At 60.2% G+C, this 20,039-nt stretch carries 12 protein-coding genes and 1 pseudogene; 6 read left to right on the top strand and 7 right to left on the bottom strand.

The features are described from left to right. Nucleotides 1-5: 5 nt before the first annotated feature. Nucleotides 6-2,003, bottom strand: a complete 1,998-nt coding sequence (gene mnmC, locus P406_RS12165; RefSeq protein ID WP_046236288.1) for a bifunctional tRNA (5-methylaminomethyl-2-thiouridine)(34)-methyltransferase MnmC2/FAD-dependent 5-carboxymethylaminomethyl-2-thiouridine(34) oxidoreductase MnmC1 — start codon at nucleotides 2,001-2,003, stop codon at nucleotides 6-8. Nucleotides 2,004-2,151: 148 nt separating this feature from the next. Here mnmC and pap point away from each other — a divergent pair, with 148 nt between their 5' ends. Next, on the top strand, nucleotides 2,152-3,648 hold the full coding sequence (gene pap / locus P406_RS12160) for a polyphosphate:AMP phosphotransferase (RefSeq protein WP_046236287.1): 1,497 nt from the start codon (nucleotides 2,152-2,154) through the stop codon (nucleotides 3,646-3,648). A 38-nt stretch (nucleotides 3,649-3,686) separates the two neighbouring features. Here the strand turns inward: pap and P406_RS12155 are convergent, their stop codons facing one another. Next, nucleotides 3,687-4,100, bottom strand: a complete 414-nt coding sequence (locus tag P406_RS12155; RefSeq protein WP_046236286.1) for a YbaN family protein — start codon at nucleotides 4,098-4,100, stop codon at nucleotides 3,687-3,689. Nucleotides 4,101-4,110: 10 nt separating this feature from the next. Then, the gene (locus P406_RS12150; RefSeq protein WP_003412674.1) at nucleotides 4,111-4,698 is read right to left on the bottom strand and encodes a UPF0149 family protein; all 588 of its coding nucleotides are present in this window, start codon (nucleotides 4,696-4,698) and stop codon (nucleotides 4,111-4,113) included. A gap of 177 nt (nucleotides 4,699-4,875) precedes the next feature. Between P406_RS12150 and recQ the strand changes: the two genes are divergently transcribed. The 3 genes from recQ to P406_RS12135 all read left to right on the top strand — a co-directional run bounded on the left by recQ (nucleotide 4,876) and on the right by P406_RS12135 (nucleotide 9,842). Further along, nucleotides 4,876-7,005 carry a DNA helicase RecQ gene (gene recQ, locus P406_RS12145; protein WP_046236285.1) on the top strand — a complete coding sequence of 710 codons (2,130 nt, stop codon included), beginning with the start codon at nucleotides 4,876-4,878 and terminating at the stop codon, nucleotides 7,003-7,005. A gap of 93 nt (nucleotides 7,006-7,098) precedes the next feature. Next, a complete protein-coding gene (locus P406_RS12140; RefSeq protein WP_003363288.1) occupies nucleotides 7,099-7,533 on the top strand; it encodes a MarR family transcriptional regulator in 435 nt (144 codons plus the stop codon). A gap of 95 nt (nucleotides 7,534-7,628) precedes the next feature. Beyond that, nucleotides 7,629-9,842 carry a motility hub landmark protein FimV gene (locus P406_RS12135; protein ID WP_046236284.1) on the top strand — a complete coding sequence of 738 codons (2,214 nt, stop codon included), beginning with the start codon at nucleotides 7,629-7,631 and terminating at the stop codon, nucleotides 9,840-9,842. Between the two features lie 32 nt (nucleotides 9,843-9,874). On the opposite strand, the gene P406_RS26795 is transcribed toward P406_RS12135, so the two are convergent. Further along, entirely contained in the window at nucleotides 9,875-10,225 is a 351-nt protein-coding gene (locus P406_RS26795) for a topoisomerase DNA-binding C4 zinc finger domain-containing protein (RefSeq protein WP_003418240.1), read from the bottom strand. A 547-nt stretch (nucleotides 10,226-10,772) separates the two neighbouring features. On the opposite strand from P406_RS26795, the gene eprS reads away from it, so the two are divergent. Together eprS and P406_RS12125 are read left to right on the top strand one after the other, a co-directional pair. Then, nucleotides 10,773-13,778, top strand: coding sequence for an autotransporter serine peptidase EprS (eprS, locus tag P406_RS12130; RefSeq protein ID WP_046236283.1), 3,006 nt, complete (start codon nucleotides 10,773-10,775; stop codon nucleotides 13,776-13,778). A 91-nt stretch (nucleotides 13,779-13,869) separates the two neighbouring features. Then, nucleotides 13,870-16,986 carry an autotransporter serine protease gene (locus P406_RS12125; protein WP_046236282.1) on the top strand — a complete coding sequence of 1,039 codons (3,117 nt, stop codon included), beginning with the start codon at nucleotides 13,870-13,872 and terminating at the stop codon, nucleotides 16,984-16,986. 521 nt (nucleotides 16,987-17,507) lie between these two features. Here P406_RS12125 and P406_RS30260 read toward each other — a convergent pair. From P406_RS30260 to P406_RS12115, 3 genes and pseudogenes are all read right to left on the bottom strand, one after another. Beyond that, a pseudogene (locus P406_RS30260) lies at nucleotides 17,508-17,698 on the bottom strand (hypothetical protein); the annotation flags it as partial. 75 nt (nucleotides 17,699-17,773) lie between these two features. Continuing rightward, nucleotides 17,774-18,715, bottom strand: coding sequence for a PoNe immunity protein domain-containing protein (locus tag P406_RS12120; protein ID WP_046236281.1), 942 nt, complete (start codon nucleotides 18,713-18,715; stop codon nucleotides 17,774-17,776). Between the two features lie 7 nt (nucleotides 18,716-18,722). Beyond that, nucleotides 18,723-20,039: hypothetical protein (locus P406_RS12115; protein WP_052739329.1), on the bottom strand; the 1,317-nt coding region annotated here is incomplete at its 5' end.

The raw sequence follows: 20,039 nt of genomic DNA, 5'->3' as shown, positions 1-20,039 counted from the left end.
GGATTTCAGTGCCCGACAGTCTGTTTCCCGCCGCCGCGAATCAGCCCGCGCAGCGCGAACCGGTTGGGGTGACAGGCCTCGGCCACGCTGCGTGGCAGGGGCAGTGGTTCGTTGTCGAGCCAGGCGGCGATCAGTTCGCCACACAGCGGCGCGGTGATCAGCCCGCGCGAACCGTGGCCGCTGTTGACGTACAGGCCGTCCAGCCACGGGCAGGCGATGTCCGGCACCTGACGCGCGTCCTTGCCCAGCGCGGCATAGGCCTGCATGAATGCCTCGCGGTCGGCCAGCGGACCGACGATGGGCAGGTAATCCGGGCTGGTGCAGCGAAACGCCGCGCGTCCCTGTAATTGCTCAGGCGCCAAATCGGCGGCTTCAAGGCGTGAGGTGAGGTCTTCCGAGATCTCCCGCAACAGCCCCAGATTGTCCAGATGATCGGCCAGGTTCGGCGTCAGATCAGTGCTGTTGAAATCGAAACTGGCGCCCAGCGTATGTTCGCCCAGACGCGCCGGAGCCACATAACCCTCGGCGCACACCACGCTGCACAATGCCGCGCTGGCCTGAGTCTGCGGCAAACGGGTGATCTGCCCGCGGATGCGTTTGAGCGGCAAATCGGCGCTCTGCGAAAACTGCTGGATATCCGCCGCCCCGGCCAGCACCACGACCGGAGCGCTGTCGATCAACCGTTCCTCACTCCAGACCTGCCACTGATCATCGACACGTCTCAGCTCCAGTGCCTGCTGATGAGTGATCAGGCGGATATTGGCGTGCGCAGCCTGTGCGTGACACAGCGCAGGCGGATGAACCCAGCCGCCTTCGGGGTAAAAAAGCCCGCCACTGTTCAGCGCAACGCCGCTCTGCGCTTCTGCCGCGGGCTGCTCCAGCAGGTGCAGGAGTGATTCGGGGAAGGCATCGGCCAGTTGTTTCTGGCGCAGCGCTTCCTTGTCGTCGAAGGTCAGTTGCAGCACCCCGCAAGCGTCCCAGTCGACTCCGCGCTGCAGGCGTTCAAGCAGCCTTCGTGTATGGCCGAAACCGCTGAGGATCAACTGTGACAGCGCCGTACCGTGCGCCGACAGTTTCAGGTACAGCACGCCTTGCGGGTTGCCGGATGCTTCCTGCGCCGGTGCGGCGTGGCGCTCCAGCAGGCTGACCTGCCAACCGCGTTGCGCCAGACTCTGAGCCGTAGCGCAGCCGGCCAGCCCCGCGCCAATCACCAGCGCTTTGCGCTCGCCGCCAATCGGTGCGGGGCGGGCGAACCATGGTTTGGCGGCAGGCGGATGCGCCACGTCCTCGGGCCAGGCGATAAACGCGCCACGCAGCACTTCCCATTTATGCCCGATGCCCGGCACCCGCTTCATCTTGAAACCCGCCGCATTCAGCGAACGCCGCACCCAGCCGGTGCTGGTGAAGGTGCCAATGGTGGTGCCCGGTGTGGACAGTCGCGCCAGTTCGGCGAACAGCTCGGGTGTCCACATTTCCGGATTTTTCGCTGGTGCAAAGCCGTCGAGAAACCACGCATCAATCTGCCCGTCCAGCTGCGGCAGCATCTGCAGCGCATCGCCGATCAGTAGCGTAAGCGTCACGCGGCCGCCCGCGAACACCAGACGCTGAAAGCCTTCATGCACAGCCACATACTGATCGAGCAATTGACCCGCAAACGGCGACAGCTCGGGCCACAACGCCAAGGCACGCTGCAGGTCGGCGTGGCTCAACGGGTATTTCTCGACGCTGACGAACTGCAGGCGCGCATTGGCGGGCGCGCACTCGTCGAACAACTGCCAGGCACAGAGGAAATTCAGCCCGGTGCCGAAGCCGGTTTCACCAATGATCAACCGGCCGTCATCCGGCAATTCGGTGAAGCGCCGGCGCAGGTCGTTCTGCACCAGAAACACATGGCGCGTTTCGTCCAGACCGGACTCGGTGGAAAAGTACACGTCGGAAAAATCGCGGGAACGCGGGTTGCCGTGTTCGTCCCAGTCGATCTGGGCGTGGCGGGTAATGGTCATGTCGGGCTCAGCGAAGGCAGTGGCGGCATTTTAGCCGTCTGCGCAGAGAAAAGTGCTATCAAGGATGTGCGGATTGACCGATGCCTGCAATCAATGGTCACAATCTCCATCAGGCGTTCTCTGAGCCCACATCAATCAGGAGCTGTGCATGTTTGAATCCGCTGAAATCGGTCATGCCATTGACGATGAGACTTACGAGGCAGCGTTGCCGCAATTGCGCGAAGCGTTGCTCGAAGCGCAGATAGACCTGCACGAGCAGGCTGGTCGCCAGATCATCGTGCTCATCAACGGCATAGAAGGCGCGGGCAAGGGCGAGACCGTCAAACTGCTCAGCGAGTGGATGGACCCGCGCCTGATCGAGGTGCGCACCTTCGATCAGCAGACCGACGAAGAACTCGCTCACCCGCCCGCCTGGCGCTACTGGCGGCAATTGCCGGCCAAGGGCCGCATGGGGATTTTCTTCGGCAACTGGTACAGCCAGATGCTCCAGGACAGGGTTCACGGGCGCTTCAAGGACGCCGTGCTCGATCAGGCCATCAGCGGTGCCGAACGACTGGAAAAGATGCTCTGCGATGAAGGCGCGCTGATCTTCAAGTTCTGGTTTCACCTGTCCAAAAAACAGATGAAGCTGCGCCTCAAGACCCTCAAGGATGATCCGCTGCACAGCTGGCGCATCAGCCCGCTGGACTGGCAGCAGTCCAGGACCTACGACAAGTTCGTGCGCTTCGGCGAACGGGTCCTGCGTCGCACCAGCCGTGAATACGCCCCCTGGCATGTGATCGAGGGTGTGGACGCCAACTACCGCAGCCTGACCGTCGGCCGCCTGTTGCTGGAAGGTATGCAAGCCGCGCTGAACAAGGCCGAGCCCGAGACCGCGGCGCTGACTGTCGGGCCGCTGGCGATTCACAGTAACGAGCTGACCCTGCTCGACAGCCTCGACCTGAGCCTGAACCTGAGCAAGGACGATTATCAGCAACAGTTGATTACCGAGCAGGCGCGGCTGTCCGGCAACATGCGCGACAAGCGCATGAAAAGCCACGCGCTGCTGGCAGTGTTCGAAGGCAACGATGCGGCAGGCAAGGGCGGTGCGATTCGACGTGTGGCGGCGGCACTGGACCCGCGTCAATACGCCATCGTGCCGATCGCCGCGCCCACCCAGGACGAGCGTGCGCAACCGTATCTATGGCGTTTCTGGCGGCAGATACCGGCGCGCGGCAAATTCACCATCTTCGATCGCTCGTGGTACGGCCGCGTGCTGGTCGAGCGGGTCGAGGGTTTTTGCAGCGAGTCGGACTGGAAGCGCGCCTACTCGGAAATCAATGACTTCGAAGAGCAGCTCACCGACGCAGGCGTTGTGGTGGTCAAGTTCTGGCTGGCCATCGATCAGCAGACCCAGCTGGAGCGTTTCGAGGCGCGCGAAAAGATCCCGTTCAAGCGCTACAAGATCACCGAAGATGACTGGCGCAACCGCAAGAAGTGGCCTGACTACCGCCAGGCAGTCGGCGACATGGTGGATCGCACCAGCACCGAAATCGCGCCGTGGACATTGATCGAGGCCAACGACAAGCGCTGGGCCAGGGTCAAGGTGTTGCGCACCCTCAACGAAGCGCTGGAAGCGGCGTTCGCCAGGGACAAGAAGAACTGATGGTCTGAGCGTTGCGGTGGCGTCGGTTTTACTCGGCGCTACCTCTTGCAACCGCCCGGCGGGCGCGTCTTCTGCCTGAGGATATAGATCGTCACCAGCACTGCGCTGGTCAGCATGAAGACCCGTGCCCAGGGTGAGGGCACCAGGTAGCACGACAGGCTGATGCTCAGCCACATCAGGCCGATGGCGTAGACCTTGCCCTTGAGCGGGATGCCGTTGCCTTCGAGGTAATCACGAATCCACGGACCGAGTTGCGGGTGGTTGACCAGCCAGTCGTAGAAGCGCGGAGAGCTGCGCGCGAAGCAGGCCGCGGCCAGCAGCAGAAAAGGCGTGGTGGGCAACACCGGCAGGAAAATGCCGACCACGCCCAGTACTACGCTTAGCCAGCCTACCGCTACAAGCAGATAGCGCACCGGCCTATGACGGCTAGTGCGCGGTGAGCCTTGCGCCATAGGCGCCGACTCAGTGATGGCGGGGCTTGAGGATCGCCGGCTTTTCGTCCGGTGCCTGGCAGAGCAGGTACAGGGCGGTCAGCGCTTCGGGGATCTGCACGATCATGTCGTCCATCAGGTTGGCGTCCTGAGCGATGTCGGCGAACTCCGGCTGTTCGTCGAACAGGCCCGAACCGACCATGATCGGCAGGAGCATTTCGCTGACTTCTTCCTCGGCACTTTCGAACCAGGCGTTTTCACGCAGGAACACGCCTTCCATGAAGCCGATGCACCAGCCGCGCAGGTCGGAATCATCCGGGTCGTCGCCCAGGTCCAGATCGCACGGCAGATCGAACTCTTCATCGGACGCCAGTTGGCGGGCAATGTGTGCTTTGAGCAGCAACAGCGTGGTTTCGATTTCTTCACGCTGGATATCGCTGCTGTACTGCGGCGTCTCGGAGAACAGCGCGTCGATCCACTCGCGCTCCGGCACCTCTTCGGCGCAGATGGACAAAGCGGTCAGGTAGCCATGCGCGGCCACGTAGTCCAGTGCTTCTTCGTGCAGTTCATCTGCATCGAGGAAGACTTGCAGGCGGGTTAATTGCTCAGCGAAGGACATGGAAGCGCTACCTTGAAAATAAACGATGCTGGATTCTAGGCCCTGAGCGTCCGTGGCGCCAGCGCGCAGGCCAATTGCAGTTAATTTCGACCGCTCATGTCCCAGTCATCCATTGCTCCCGAGTGCTCGGGTATACTCCCCCGTTTTGCAGTGCAGCAGGATATTCCGGGGTTTTTTATGCTTGAGCAGGCACAACGCGTACTTAAAGACATCTTCGGTTACGACAGCTTTCGTGGTCGCCAGGGTGCCATTATTGAGCGTGTAGCCAGCGGTGGCGATGCGCTGGTGCTGATGCCCACCGGTGGCGGCAAGTCCCTGTGTTTTCAGGTACCGGGGCTATTGCGCGACGGGCTGTGCGTGGTCGTGTCGCCACTCATCGCGCTTATGGACGATCAGGTTGCGACGCTGGATGAACTGGGCGTATCGGCCGCTGCACTCAACTCGACCCTCAGTGCAGAGCAGCAGCGCGACCTGGCCAATCGCATTCGTCTGGGCGAAGTCAAAATGCTCTACCTCGCCCCGGAGCGTCTGGTCCAGCCACGCATGCTGTCGTTCCTGCAAAACCTCAAGATCGCCCTGTTTGCCATCGACGAAGCGCACTGCGTGTCGCAATGGGGTCACGACTTCCGCCCTGAATACCTGCAACTGGGACAACTGGCCGAGCTGTTTCCGGATGTACCGCGCATCGCGCTGACTGCCACCGCCGACAAGCGCACCCGCGAAGAAATCGTCACGCGTCTGCACCTGCAGAACGCCGAGCGCTTTCTGTCCAGCTTCGACCGGCCCAACATCTTCTATCGCATCGTGCCCAAGGAACAGCCGCGCAAACAGCTGCTGGCCTTTCTTTCCGAACGCCGCAGCGATGCCGGTATCGTCTATTGCCTCTCGCGCAAGAAGGTCGATGAGGTCGCCGTCTTTCTCAGTGACAACGGCTACCCCGCGCTGCCTTATCACGCGGGTCTGCCGTCCGAAACCCGGGCGGCCAACCAGAAGCGCTTTCTCAACGAGGAAGGGCTGATCATGGTGGCAACCATCGCGTTCGGCATGGGCATCGACAAGCCCAACGTGCGTTTTGTCGCGCACATGGACCTGCCCAAATCGCTTGAGGCTTATTACCAGGAGACCGGTCGGGCAGGGCGTGACGGTCTGCCCGCCGATGCCTGGATGGCCTACGGTCTGCAAGACGTGCTGATGCTCAAGCAGATGCTGCAGAACTCCGAAGGCGACGAGCGTCACAAGCGGCTGGAGCAGCACAAGCTCGATGCGATGCTGGCCCTGTGCGAAGAAACCCGTTGCCGTCGACAGACCCTGCTGGCCTATTTCGACGAAGACATGCCCAACCCGTGCGGCCATTGCGACAACTGCGTCGATGGCGTGCAGACCTGGGATGCCACCGAACCTGCGCGTCAGGCGCTGTCTGCCATCTACCGTACCGGCCAGCGTTATGGCGTCGGTCATTTGGTCGACGTGTTGCTCGGCAAGTCCAATGACAAGGTAGAGAGCTTCGGTCATCAGCACCTGTCGGTGTTCGGCGTCGGCAAAGCGCGAACCGAGTCCGAGTGGCGCTCGCTGTTCCGCCAACTGGTTGCACGTGGTCTGGCGGACATCGATCTTGAAGGCTATGGCGGCCTGCGCCTCAGCGAAACATGCCGCCCTTTGCTGCGTGGCGAAGTTTCTCTGGAACTGCGCCAGGACCTCAAGCCACAAACCACATCGAGAAGCAGTTCCGGCAGCCCGGCCAGTCAACTGGTGCGTGGCGAAGAGCGCGAGCAGTGGGAAGCCCTGCGTGCCCTGCGGCGCAAGCTGGCCGAAGAGCACGGTGTCCCGCCTTACGTTATTTTCCCGGACTCGACCCTGCTGGAAATGCTGCGCAGCAAACCCGGATCGATGGCCGAGATGGCCAAGGTCAGCGGCGTCGGTGCGCGCAAGCTGGAGCGTTATGGCGAAGCCTTTCTCGAAGTGCTCAGCGGCAAGGCCGAGGCACCACGGGTGGTCGCCGATGTGCGTCACGAACTGATCAGTCTGGCGCGGGCGGGCATGACCCCGACGCAGATCGCCGGTCAGTTGCAGTGCTCGGAAAAGAATGTCTACACCCTGCTGGCCGAAGCCATCGGCAAGCAGCAGTTATCCATCGAGCAGGCGCTGGATTTGCCGGAGGACCTGCTGGGTGAGGTGCAGGACGCCTTTCTCGATGGCGAAGGGGAACTGCCGCCGGTGTCGGCGATTGCCGAGCAGTTTGCCGGGCGGGTGCCTGAGGGCGTGCTGTATTGCGTACGTGCAGCGCTGCAATCGGAGTTTGAGGTATAACGGCGTGCGGCGGAGCGTCACCGTCCCGTGCTTGCTTGAACATAAGGACCATGCTTAGCTCGCTAATAATTAGTTTTAATCACGAGTTTCCTTATGCCAATGACTGATGAACATCGTTTCGGGATGCAACTCGGACACCTCACGCGAGGCTGGCGTGCCGAGCTGGATCGCAGGCTGGCCGATCTTGGCCTGTCTCAGGCTCGCTGGCTGGTGCTGCTGCACCTCGCGCGCTTCACCGAACCGCCCACTCAGCGCGAGCTGGCGCAAAGCGTGGGTGTAGAAGGCCCCACTCTGGCGCGTCTGCTCGACAGTCTTGAAAAACAGGGCCTGGTGCAGCGTCAGGCGGTGCTCGAGGATCGACGTGCGAAGAAGATCCTGCTCAGTGACACGGCATTGCCCTTGATCGAAAAAATTGAAAACATCGCCAATGTATTGCGTATCGAGCTGTTCGAGGGCGTGAGCGAAGAGGATCTGCGCGTCAGCATGCGTGTGCATTCGCAGATTCTCGCCAATCTGGAAAGATCCTGAGACGAAGCTGCGCATTCTCAACCATAATCGTTAAACGGATACTGACGTCCATCTGATTACGTGAGAAGCCTGCCGTGGTTTCCATAAGGGTTCGCATGCTGAAGAGTTCACTGGCTGCTGTCGAAGGTGCAGGCCGCAAGGCGCGCGAGGCGTTTGGCAAGGGCGTGTTGGCGGTTTCGTTGCTGACCTGCTCTACGCTGGCATCTGCGTTGGGCCTGGGTGAAATCACCTTGCACTCGGCGCTCAACCAGCCGTTGAATGCCGAGATCCAGCTGCTGGAAACCGGCGGTCTGAGCAATGAAGACGTGGTCGCCAGGCTCGCATCACCCGAAGCGTTCGCCAAGGCTGGAATAGAGCGCGTGTTCTTTCTCAATGACCTGCGCTTCACGCCGGTTCTGCGTGGTGACCGCGGCGTGATCCGGGTGGTTTCCAGCAAGCCGGTCACCGAACCCTACCTGAGTTTTCTCGTCCAGCTGGCGCGGCCGAATGGCGATTTGCTGCACGAATACACGCTGCTGCTCGATCCTGCCACCTCGGCGCAAGGCCTGGCCGCTACGCGCAGCCGCAACCAGCAGCGCTCGGCCACCTCCGCTTCGGAAAGCCGCATGCCGGTCGCGCCACCGGCGGCTGTGCAGGGCAAACGCTATACGGTTACCAGTGGCGACACGCTCAATGGTATCGCCAGCCGCTTGCAGGGACCGGGCAACAAGGTGTCGGCAAGCCAGCTGGCGGACGGTATTCGTTCGCTCAATCCGCAGGCCTTCGCCGCAGGTGCCGGTTCTGCGCTTAAAGTCGGCCAGGACCTGTTGCTGCCGGACGCCGCAGTGCTGCCGACCGCCGCAGCGCCTGCCGCAAGCGCTACGGCGCCGTCGCCAAAACCTGTCGAATTGCAGCGTACCGCCGAGCAGTTGTCGGCCGCTGCCATCGAAAACCAGCAATTGACTCAGTCACTGGAGGCGCTCAAGGCGCAGACGCAGGAATTGCAGGAAGAGATGAGTGGCAAGGACAAACAGATCATCGCCTTGCGCAGTGATCTGGCCGCTGCGCAATCCGCTTCCACGCCAGCTGCACCGGCAACAGTCACGCCAGTACCTGCGACACCTGCAGTTGCGCCTGCCGCGCCTGCTCAACCTGTTGCTGCATCGGGCAGCGATTCATTCCTCAGCCTGCCGATACTAATCGCTGCCGTATTGATCGTGCTTTTGCTGGTGGCGTTTGCTTATTCGAAACGACGTCAGCAGCGCAAGGAATCAGCGGCGCCCGCCGCCACCCCGGATGACCAACTGATCAAGCCCGCTCAGGCATCCATGCTTCCGGTGTTCGAAGTGCCCGCTGTTGCGCCGCAGCCCGTGGTCCAGAGCTCATCGACGCCGGCACCGGCCAAGCCATCGCCAGCACAACGCTCGCCTGGCGCTGCTCCGGATGCGCTGGATGGCGTGAGCATTTACATCGCCTACGGACGCTTCACCGAGGCGATGGGTATTCTGCGCAGCGCCCTGGAAACCCAGCCCGAACGCGATGACATTCGCATTCGCCTGCTGGAGTTGCTGGCGGAACAGGGCGACGGCACTGGTTTCGTTCGCGAAGAACAGGCTGCGCTGGAGCACGGCGTCGATCCGCAGACCATTCAGGACATCCGCGATCGCTTCCCGCAGCTCAAGGCTGCCGAGATCGCTCCTGTTGCGGCGGTCGTCCCGGCTGTCGCGGTGGCAGCCAGCACATTGTCTTTCGATAAATCCGAGCCTGAACCTGAGCTCTACCTGCAGCCCGAAGCTGAGCCACAACCCGCCGCGCAGCTGGATGAAAGCGCCGCTGCGGCGCTCAACCCGCAGCACGCCGATGAGTTTCAGTTGAACCTGGATGACCTGTCGATGGACGCCGACTGGGATCTGGTCGACCCGTTCGACAGCCCGCCGACGCGCGTCAAGCCTGCCGCTACACCAGCGCCGGCTGAAGTCGACCCCGGTTTTTCTTCGGACCTGACCCAGTTGCCGGAAGTCTTCGAGCTCTCGGACGAACAGTTCCTCAGTGATTTCTCCGAGCCCGAGGTGGTTGAGCCAGTCGAAGTACTTGCGCCATCTGCCGCCGACGGCCTGAGTGACGATTTCCTCGACAGCTTCATGAACGATGACGCTGATTTCGACCTGCTGGATCTGGAAGAACCGCCGCTCAGCCAGATCAATCAGGCGCAAGTGCTGATCGAGGACGGCGATCTCGAATCGGCCCGTGAAATCCTCCAGCAGATCATTGACGAGTCCGATGAGGAGCATCGGCGCATGGCGCGCGAGCTGTTGGCCAACATCAGCTAAGTGGCGCTTTTGAGGAGCGACCGGTCTGGCGTTTAGCGAAAGATCGGTCGGATCCCCCGGCATGTCGGATAGGCCACACAACCCCAGAATTCCCCCGCGTTCTTGCCGGTGCGCGCCACCTTGATCACCATGGTTTTCCGGCAGTGCGGACACGCAGGCGCCGCAGGCTTTGCCGTGGGTGTTGGCGGCGCAGGTTGACGGGGCTTCTTGTCGGGTTTGGCGCGGCGGGTTCTGACCGGCGCTTGCGGCTCAGGCGAGTGCACTGCAGGCGTAACGGGCTCCGGGGGCTGTTGCTGGCTCGGTGTGCCTCCTGCAACCCGGCTCAATAAACCGCGCAGTGTCTTGATGAGTGATTTCAGCGCAGAGGCCGTGTTGCGTGCCATGGGAGTGCCTTGGGTCGGGTCGCGATCAGGGCAGCATGGTGCAGGCATCCTCGTCGTGGCGCAAATACCTGGTTCCGCCGCTAAGCAGGCCACGCCTTGGATAGGACGCGGAGCGTCCCGAACGGCATTACCACGCGCGCACCACTTATCGTGCCCATCGCTCCGCGTGGGCATGCCGTTCATGACGCTCTGCGTCATCTTTTTCCGTGAGTCTTCGAATGGGCATTTATTATTGCCTGACAAGTTTTGGCGTCCTCAGACAAGTAACGCTGTTGGCAACTGTCACTGGAAACAGTGGGTAGGGCACAAGAAAAACACGTCGAGTGCAATTAAATAGCCACTACGCAATAATTCAACGGCATAATAAAATCTAAAATAAACTCAATGGATTCAAGTGCCTATCACCGAGATATATGTGTTGCGATGCGTTTTCCTTATGTTTCAACTCGTGTAACAGGATTGAAACAAATAGGTTGCTAAGTTTCAAAGTGCGGACTATGTTCTGGAATCGCTCAATCAAGAGCCAACCAGTATCAGGTGTGCAGGGATGCAAAAGTCGAAGTGGGTGAGTGTTGTCCGTTATTCGTTCAAGCCTGTAGCAACCGGCGCGTTTTGTGCGCTGTCTTTTACAGTTGGCTGCTCGGCTTATGCTGACTATGTCGAGCAGGGCAAGCCGGGTGACGCTGCCAGCTGGCGCTCGGCAGAATTCCAGAGCGACTGGGGTCTGGGCCGTATTCAGGCTGATCAGGCCTACGCCGCTGGCATCACCGGGGCAGGCGTCAAGATCGGTGCGCTGGACTCGGGTTTCGACCCGTCCCACCCGGAAGCCACGCCGTCCCGCTACCACGCAGTCACCGCCAGCGGCACCTATGTTGACGGCTCGCCGTTCAGCATCACCGGTGCCATCAACCCGAACAACGACACCCACGGCACGCACGTCACCGGCACCATGGGCGCGGCGCGCGAAGGCGTCGGCATGCATGGCGTGGCGTACAACGCGCAGATCTACGTCGGCAATACCAACCAGAATGACAGCTTCCTGTTCGGCCCCAACCCGGACCCGCAGTACTTCAAGGCGGTGTACGGCGCCTTGGCGGATGCCGGCGTGCGCGCCATCAACAACAGCTGGGGCAGCCAGCCGGCCGACGTGACCTACGCCACCGAAGCGGGTGTGCGCGCTGCTTACGCACAGCACTACAACCGCGGCACCTGGCTGGACGAAGCGGCGAATGTCTCGCGCAAAGGCGTGATCAACGTCTTCAGTGCAGGCAACAGCGGTTACGCCAACGCCAGCGTGCGGGCGTCGCTGCCTTTTTTCGAGCCGGATCTTGAAGGCCACTGGCTGGCCGTGTCAGGTCTCGACAGCAGCAACGGTCAACGCTACAACCAGTGCGGCCTGTCCAAATACTGGTGCATCACCATGCCCGGTCGGCTGGTCAACAGCACCGTTCCCGGCGGCGGCTACGCGCTGAAGTCCGGCACTTCCATGTCCGCGCCGCATGCCACTGGTGCTCTGGCGTTGGTGATGGAGCGCTTCCCGTACATGACCAACGAGCAGGCGTTGCAAGTGCTGCTGACCACCGCCACTCAGCTCGACGGTTCGATCACCCAGGCACCGACCAACAGCGTCGGCTGGGGTGTGGCCAACCTGGAGCGGGCAATGCGCGGTCCGGGCCAATTGCTCGGCACCTTCGACGCTAACCTGGGCGCAGGTTTGACGGATGTGTGGAGCAATAATATTTCCGATCAAGCGCTGATCCAGCGTCAGGCCGAGGACAGCGCCGAGCAGGCCACCTGGCAGCAGACGCTGATCAGCAAAGGCTGGCAGAACGGCGTTGCCAGCACCGCCAGCCAGCAGGATCAGGCCGATTATGCCACCGGCACCGCGCGCGCCGCCGCAGCGGCACAGCGTCAGTACCAAGGCAGCCTGATCAAATCCGGCGCAGGCCGCCTGATTCTCGACGGCGCCAATACCTATCGCGGTGACACACTGGTCAATGGCGGTTTGCTGTCGGTCAATGGGTCGCTGGTGTCAGCCGTGCAGGTTAATGCTGGCGGCACGCTGGGCGGCAATGGCCAGATCGGCGGGCTGACAGCGCGCAACGGCGGTATCGTTGCGCCGGGCAATTCCATCGGTACATTGCAGGTCAATGGCAATGTGACCCTCGAGCAGGGTTCAACCTACACGGTGGAGCTCTCGCCAACCGCCAGTGACCGCATCGTCGCTACCGGCAGCGCTACCGTGTCAGGCGCCAACATGACGCTGGCTCTGGAGAATGCAACGCCTGTGGCCTTGAGTTCTGCTCCGATCCAAAGCGTGGTAGGTCGTCAGTACAACGTGCTGCAAGCCGCCAATGGCATCAATGGCCAGTTTGGCAGCGTGTCCTCCAACTATGCCTTCCTCGGTGGCCGACTCAACTACGCAGCCAATGCGGTCGCACTGAACGTCGAGCAAACTGCCGCTTTCAATAGCGTCGCGCATACCCCCAACCAGGCTGCTGTGGCGACTGCCGCCGAACAACTCGGCGCCGGTAATGCGGTGTACGAAAACCTGCTGCTTACCCAGAGCGCTGCCTCGGCACGCGACAGCTTCCAGCAATTGTCCGGCGAAATTTACCCGGCCATCGGCAGCGTGTTGATCAACGACAGCCGTCAGGTTCGCGATGCGGTGGGTGAGCGCCTGGGTGCCAGCGTGTTCGGCACCGATGGCAACACTGCCGCACAAGACAACGTCTGGCTCAAAGCCCTGGGCGCATGGGGCAAGACCGACTCGCGTGACGACACCGCGGGTTACACCTCCTCGATTGGCGGGCTGCTGGTCGGTGTCGATGGCAACCTTGCCGATGACACACGTCTGGGCGTCGTTGCGGGCTACAGCGACAGCTCGTTGAACATGGGCTCCGGCACGCATTCCCGGGCGTCGGTGGACAGCTACCATCTGGGCGCGTACCTCGGCCATGAAATCGGTGCGCTGCGCCTGACCCTCGGCGCCGCACACAGCTGGCATCGCGTCGACGCGCAACGCGACGTGCAGGTCGGCGGCGCAGCGGGCAAGGAGAAAACCAAACACGATGCGCAGAGCACGCAGGTGTTCACCGAGGCGGCGTATCGCATTCACCTGCAACCCGCGACGCTTGAGCCGTTCGCCAATCTGGCCTACGTCCACCTGAACACCGATGGCTTCACCGAGAAGGGCGACGCCGCAGCACTGTCTGCCGGTAGCGATAACCGTGATGCGGTACTCAGTACCCTGGGCCTGCGTGCCCTGAAGAGCATCGCGATCAGCGACCGTCAGAAGGTCGACCTGTCCGGCAGTCTCGGCTGGCAGCACAACCTGAGCAACACCGATTCCGAACAGCATCTGGCATTTGCCTCCGGTGGCAGCAGCTTCGCTATAGAAAGCTCGCCACTGGTGCGCGATGCCGCGCTGGTCGGTGCTCACGCCAGTCTGGCGTTGAGCAAGGAGGCAAGGATCAGCCTCGATTACAGCGGCCAGCTGGCCAGTCGTGAGAAAAGTCACGGTGTCGGCCTGAGTCTTAACTGGCAGTTCTAAGCAGTACGCAACCCTAAACCCAAAAGAACGACGCGCATGCAGATGTATGCGCGCGGAGATTCGTGCGCGTTAACTAAGGACGGTAATTTTCATGAAAGATGCATTCAGCACTCGACACACCTCTGTCAAACCCCTGAGACAAGCCATTCGGGCGGTCAATCGCGCTTCCTGCGGCGCGCTCGCCTGCTACCTGGCGACACTGGGCGTGGCTCATGCCGCACCGTATGTGGAAGCGGGGCAGGCGGGCAATGCCGCCAGCTGGCGCAGCGCCGAGTTCAATGCCGACTGGGGGCTGGGCGCGATCAACGCTGATCAGGCCTATGCCGCGGGCTACTCGGGCAAGGACATAAAACTGGGCATCTTCGACCAGCCGGTCTACGCCCCGCATCCCGAATTCTCCAGCCCCAACAAGGTAGTCAATCTGGTCACCAGCGGCATCCGTGAATACACCGACCCGTACATCCCGGTGAAGGCGGGCGACGCTTTCCGCTACGACGGCGCACCGAGCCTGGACTCCGGCGGCAAACTCGGTAACCACGGCACCCACGTCGGCGGCATTGCCGGTGGCAATCGCGACGGCGGGCCGATGCACGGCGTGGCCTACAACGCGCAAATCATCAGCGCCGACAACGGCGACCCGGGCCCGGAAGACGGCATCGTGCTGGGCAACGACGGCGCGGTGTATCAGGCTGGCTGGAACGCGCTGGTCAACAGCGGCGCACGGGTCATCAACAACAGCTGGGGCATCGGCATCACCGACCGTTTCACTAAGGGCGGTCGCGATCCAGCGTTCCCGCACTTCACCGTGCAGGACGCGCAAGTGCAGTTCGACCAGATCCGCCAGATCCTCGGCACGCGTCCGGGCGGTGCGTACCAGGGCGCTATCGATGCCGCACGCAGCGGCGTTGTCACCATTTTCGCTGCGGGTAACGACTACAACCTCAACAACCCCGACGCGATGGCCGGGCTCGGCTATTTCGTACCAGACATCGCCCCCAACTGGCTGACCGTCGCTGCCCTGCAACGGAACCCCAACGCCGCCGCGGCCGTGGCCACGCCGTACACCCTGAGTACGTTTTCCTCACGTTGCGGCTACACCGCCAGCTTCTGCGTCTCGGCACCCGGTACGGGCATCTATAGTTCTGTCCTCAACGGCACCAGCCTGGCAGACCTGACCGTCGGCTGGGCCAACAAGAACGGCACCTCGATGGCCGCGCCTCACGTCGCAGGCAGCATGGCTGTGCTGATGGAGCGCTTTCCTTACATGACCGGCGCGCAGGTCGCCGACGTCCTGAAAACCACCGCCACCGACCTCGGCGCACCGGGCGTCGATGCGCTGTACGGCTGGGGCATGATCAACCTCGGCAAGGCGGTCAACGGCCCGAGCATGTTCGTCACCGAAGCGGATATTCCTGCCGAGTTCGGTATCGACGGCGCCTACGGCGACAGCCAGTTTGTGGCTGACCTGCCTGGTGTCGGTGCGATTGTCGATGCCGGCAAACCGACCCAACGCACCTGCAGCGGGCCGCAATGCGGGCTGGACGTATGGAGCAACAACATCTCCGGCCACGGCGGCCTGACCAAACAAGGCATCGGCACCCTGGTGTTGACTGGCGCCAACAGCTACAGCGGCCCGACGCTGGTCAATCAAGGTCGCCTGGCCATCAATGGCTCGCTGGCCTCTGCGGTCACCGTCAACAACGGCGGCATACTGGGCGGCAATGGCAGCGTCGCAACACTGACCGCCAACCAGGGCGGCACCGTCGCGCCGGGCAACTCCATCGGCACGCTGCAAGTGGCGGGCGACCTCAACCTGGCTCCGGGCTCGACCTACGCGGTTGAATTCTCGCCCACCGCCAGCGACCGCATCGTGGTCGGCGGCACCGCGACCGTGAGCGGCGCCAACATGGCCCTGTCTCTGGAAAACGACAACCCCGCGCTGCTCAGCAGCAACCAGACCAGCAGCGTGGTCGGTCAGCAGTTCAACGTGCTGCAGGCGGCTGGCGGCGTTCAGGGTCAGTTCGGGTCTGTGACCGATAACTACACCTTCCTGGACGGCAACCTGGCCTATAGCGGTACAGGCGTGACACTGGCCCTTGCACGTAACGGCGACAGCTTCGCCAGCGCGGCGCAAACGTCCAACCAGCGCAGCGTGGCCCAAGCCATTGAGCAACTGAGTGCGGGCAACTCGGTCTATGAGAGCGTCATCCTCAGCCAGGACACTGCCAGCGCACGCCGCGCATTCACCCAGCTGTCGGGCGAAGTGCATCCGGCCATCGCTACACAGCTGATCAACGACAGCCGCCAACTGCGCGACGCCGTGGGTGACCGTCTGCGCGTAGAAGGCTTGTACGAACAGCCAGCACCGGGCACTGAAGACAACTCGGTGTGGGTCAAGGCGCTGGGTGCCTGGGGCAAAAACAGCGGCAGCAGTGACAGCGCCAGCTCGACCTCATCGCTGGGTGGCCTGTTGGCAGGCGTCGACGGCCTGATCAGCGAGCACACCCGTTTGGGCGCGATGGCAGGTTACAGCGACACCTCGCTGAGCCTGGGCGACGACACCCACTCGCGGGCATCAGCAGACAGCTACCACCTGGGCGCCTACATCGGCCACGAACAGGGCGCACTGCGTCTTACCGCAGGCGCGTCGCACAGCTGGCACCGCATCGACGTGAAACGTGACCTGCAATTCGGCGCGTTTTCCGACCGTCAGAAGGTCAAGCGCGACGCCCAGTCAACCCAGGTGTTCACCGAAGCCGCCTACCGCCTGAACTTGCAACCGTTGGCACTGGAGCCATTCGCCAACCTGGCTTACGTCCACTTCGACAGCGACAGCTTCACCGAAAAAGGCGGCGCCACAGCCCTCAACGGCAGCGACGACACCCGCGACACCGTGCTCTCGACCCTGGGCATGCGCGCCGGAAACCGCTTCAACCTCAACGACACACAAAAACTCGACGTCTCCGCCACCCTCGGCTGGCAGCACAACCTGAGCGACACCTCGTCGGAACAACACCTGGCCTTCGCCAGTGCCGGCAACAGCTTCAACGTGCAAAGCGTCTCCATGGACCGCGACGCCGCCGTAGTCGGCGCCCGCGCCAGCCTGGCCCTGGGCAGGGATGCACGCATCAACCTGGACTACAACGGTTTACTGGGTGCGCGGGATAAAACCCACGGCGTGGGTCTGTCGCTGGATTGGCAGTTCTGATGGGGGATGCCTGCGGGGGGTAGTGGCCCCGCAGGCTCTAGACACCTAGCATGCCCATCGCTCCGCGTCACATCCAAGCCATCACGGCCTGATAACTCACGAATCCAAGCTTTTGGCCAAATACCGTGAAGCGCACCGGGCAACGCTTCTGCCCGCAGGGCAAGGAGCAAACTTGTTCGCGATCTGCCGGGAACCGGCAGTAAAAACAGTGCACGCCGTACTTCATTTGCGAGCTAAGTCTTAGGTTTGGGCTGGTTGTGCCTTCCCTTAAAACTAAGCTCACTGAGCAACCCGGATTCCCTACGATCACCTTAATAACCAAAATGGCACAACAGCTCCGGTGATGGATTTTCGAAAATCCATAGGCTTGGGGTAGATGTACACTTTTTCGACTTTAGCGTCGGGTCGCATCATGGGGAGCTGGCTCCTGAAAAGAATCGGGAGCACAGCATTGAGCTTCAATTGTCGGTTTAGAATGTGGGGTTCATGAGGCGCTTACGGTTTTTCGGCTCTTTCGGTTAACTTGAACCCGAGGACGCCGCAGAGCTGTTGCGCTGCATGCCTTTCCATTTCACCAGTCGCTTCTCAACGATGCCGACTATCAGTACAGGAGGGTAGTGTTGCGGGCTTTGTTGACGATGCACAGGCTTTTCTTCAGGCCGTTGCTCGATCCTGGAATCCAGCCTACGACGGCGTTGACCGGATAGCGCAGAACTTGCACCGCGCTGCAATCTTCGCCGCCTTGTACTAAGCCGCATGATCATTCAGATTTGGCGACCTGCATTACTCAATTCTCACCTGACCAATACCACAGAGTGTCGCCCCATTTTGAGTCGCTGATACTCGGCATGATTTCACCTTGTTGGAAGTGACGTCTTGAATTGGCTTGGGCCGGGGTGAACCAGTAGCCTGTTTTGCTGCAGGGTTCGCCAGCGACAATGCGGTTGATTTGGGAGCCAGCTTCACCATTGTAATTTCTAGCGTATTCGACCAAGTCTTTTGGATAAACCATGTGGTCTATTTGGCTATCGTCGATGCCGTAAAGAAAAGCAATGGCTCCCGCCTCGAAAGCCCAGTAACCAACGTAACTTCCCTCATCACCATCCAAGTGTGAATCGTGCCAAGGGGCCTGCTTGAATGCTGGATACCACTGCTTGCAAAATCTTTCAAGCAGTTGCGACGCTTCCTTTTGCTCATCCGCATATATAGCGTGAATCAAGGGAGTATAGACATCATGATACCATTCATCTACATCTTCACGCCCGGTTAGAAACTTGCGCAGTAAGTCCTCGTAAAGAGTATCTTCACCGTTGTACCCTGCGCCATCGAGAAGCCGGACAAACCTTTTTAAAAGGTCTGTTCGATGAAGCAGGATGCATAGGCTGAAAACTTGAACGCATTCCTCGAATTGATATAGCCAGTCGTCAATTGCAAGGGGCGATATATTTTCAACACCCTCAAGAATTGAAAGCTTGAGTTGATGATCCTCAAATGCAGACACAACGTCTTCAAGTAGTGGCACTAGCACGGGAATTTTCAATCCCGCTGTATAAGCTACAAATAGCTTCTTTAATGCCAAATCTCGAAAATGGCTAGCCCTTAATGACGCTTCTTCTTCGGGCGAGTCAGACTCAAACTTATTTTTCTCAAAAAACAATTTCGTCTCTTTGATGTATTCTAAGAAATTTTTATACGTATTGTCACTGAGGAATTTTTGTCTCTTCTTCATAATAAGGTCACTCAATATTCAACGAAGATAATTTCCCATGTTTCGTCGCAAGAGATTTTTTTCGCTTGTTTACAAAGGATTTAACCTCTCGGTCATCATAATGAAATGCGGAATGATTGGCGTGGGTAGTTTCGTCACTATTATTTAAGCGAGCAATTGCATGATCTTTTGGGCTTTCTTTTGGATGATATAGAGGAGTGTAAAATAAATGCCGACTGTACGAGCCTAGGATCTGATAGATCAATGTTTTGGGTACTGCGCTTTCAATATTGGCTCTTATCCACTCCACGCTCATTTGAACAAGAATTTGCGTTGGTTTTTTTATAGATTTATTTTTTTTAACAGTAGGCGTTTGAGAGTTCTTGGATCTAGAAAATTTGCCACTCTTCTTTGCAGAAGGGGCCTCTTGCTCAAGGTCCAACGGCTCCAGCAACTCACTAGGATCAGTAACACCCGAAACACCTAATTTTGATGCGACACCAGGCTTCCGTGTGTTATTGGCTTTACGCATAAACTTCGGACCGTCCTCGTCGCGACTCGCCTTAGCTTCAACAATGGCGAAATTTTTCCCGTAGTTTGTAGCAGGATCGGCTCGCCACACAGCATCAATACCGGTTCCATTTGCACCATCGGTCAATTTGTACAGAACATGACGAGCCTTAGGACTACCGCCCTTCGACAGCTTCCCCATCTTGCTCGCACTCGGCAAACCTTCAAGCCACTTCCCATCCGAGCCCTTGTCATGACCATCCCAGTCCTTGCCCCAGCCAAACTCCACGGCGCAGATGTAATCGGCGATGTGCTCGCCGCTGACACCCAGACCTTCGTTCAGAATACTGGAAGGCGATTGCAGGCCAATTCTTGAGGCTTCTACCTGATTGGAATGGGTGTTGCTCGCGCCCTCTTTGCCCTGTGCTGCAACGGCTGCGTCTTTGTTGCCGGGTTTTTCGGTTCTTTTCGGGTGGTTTGAACCCGAGGATGCCGCAGAGCTGTTGCGCTGCATGCCTTTCCATTTCATCAGTCGCTTCTCAACGATGCCGACTATTGCTGGCATATTGTCGCGGGAAGCGGCGAGGACAGTGACCACGGAGGTTTTGGCCCAATTGGGCAGGTTCTGGAAGGTCGAGGAGCCTTTGACGCCGGTGATGATTTGGTCCACGTCAGCCGTCAGTTTTCCAGCGTTGAATACCTGCTTGAGCAGTTCTTCCGGGCTGGTCTTGATTCCGCATTCCTGCAGCACGAAGCGCAGCAGGTCAAAGAGCACCGGGGCGTAGCGTTCGGGGTCTTTGTTGACGATGCGCAAGCTTTTCTTCAGGCCGTCGCC

The sequence above is a fragment of the Pseudomonas syringae pv. coryli str. NCPPB 4273 genome, from assembly GCF_000972175.1.
GTDB classification, from domain to species: Bacteria; Pseudomonadota; Gammaproteobacteria; order Pseudomonadales; family Pseudomonadaceae; genus Aquipseudomonas; species Aquipseudomonas syringae.
This window is presented reverse-complemented; position numbering and strand designations above follow the sequence as displayed.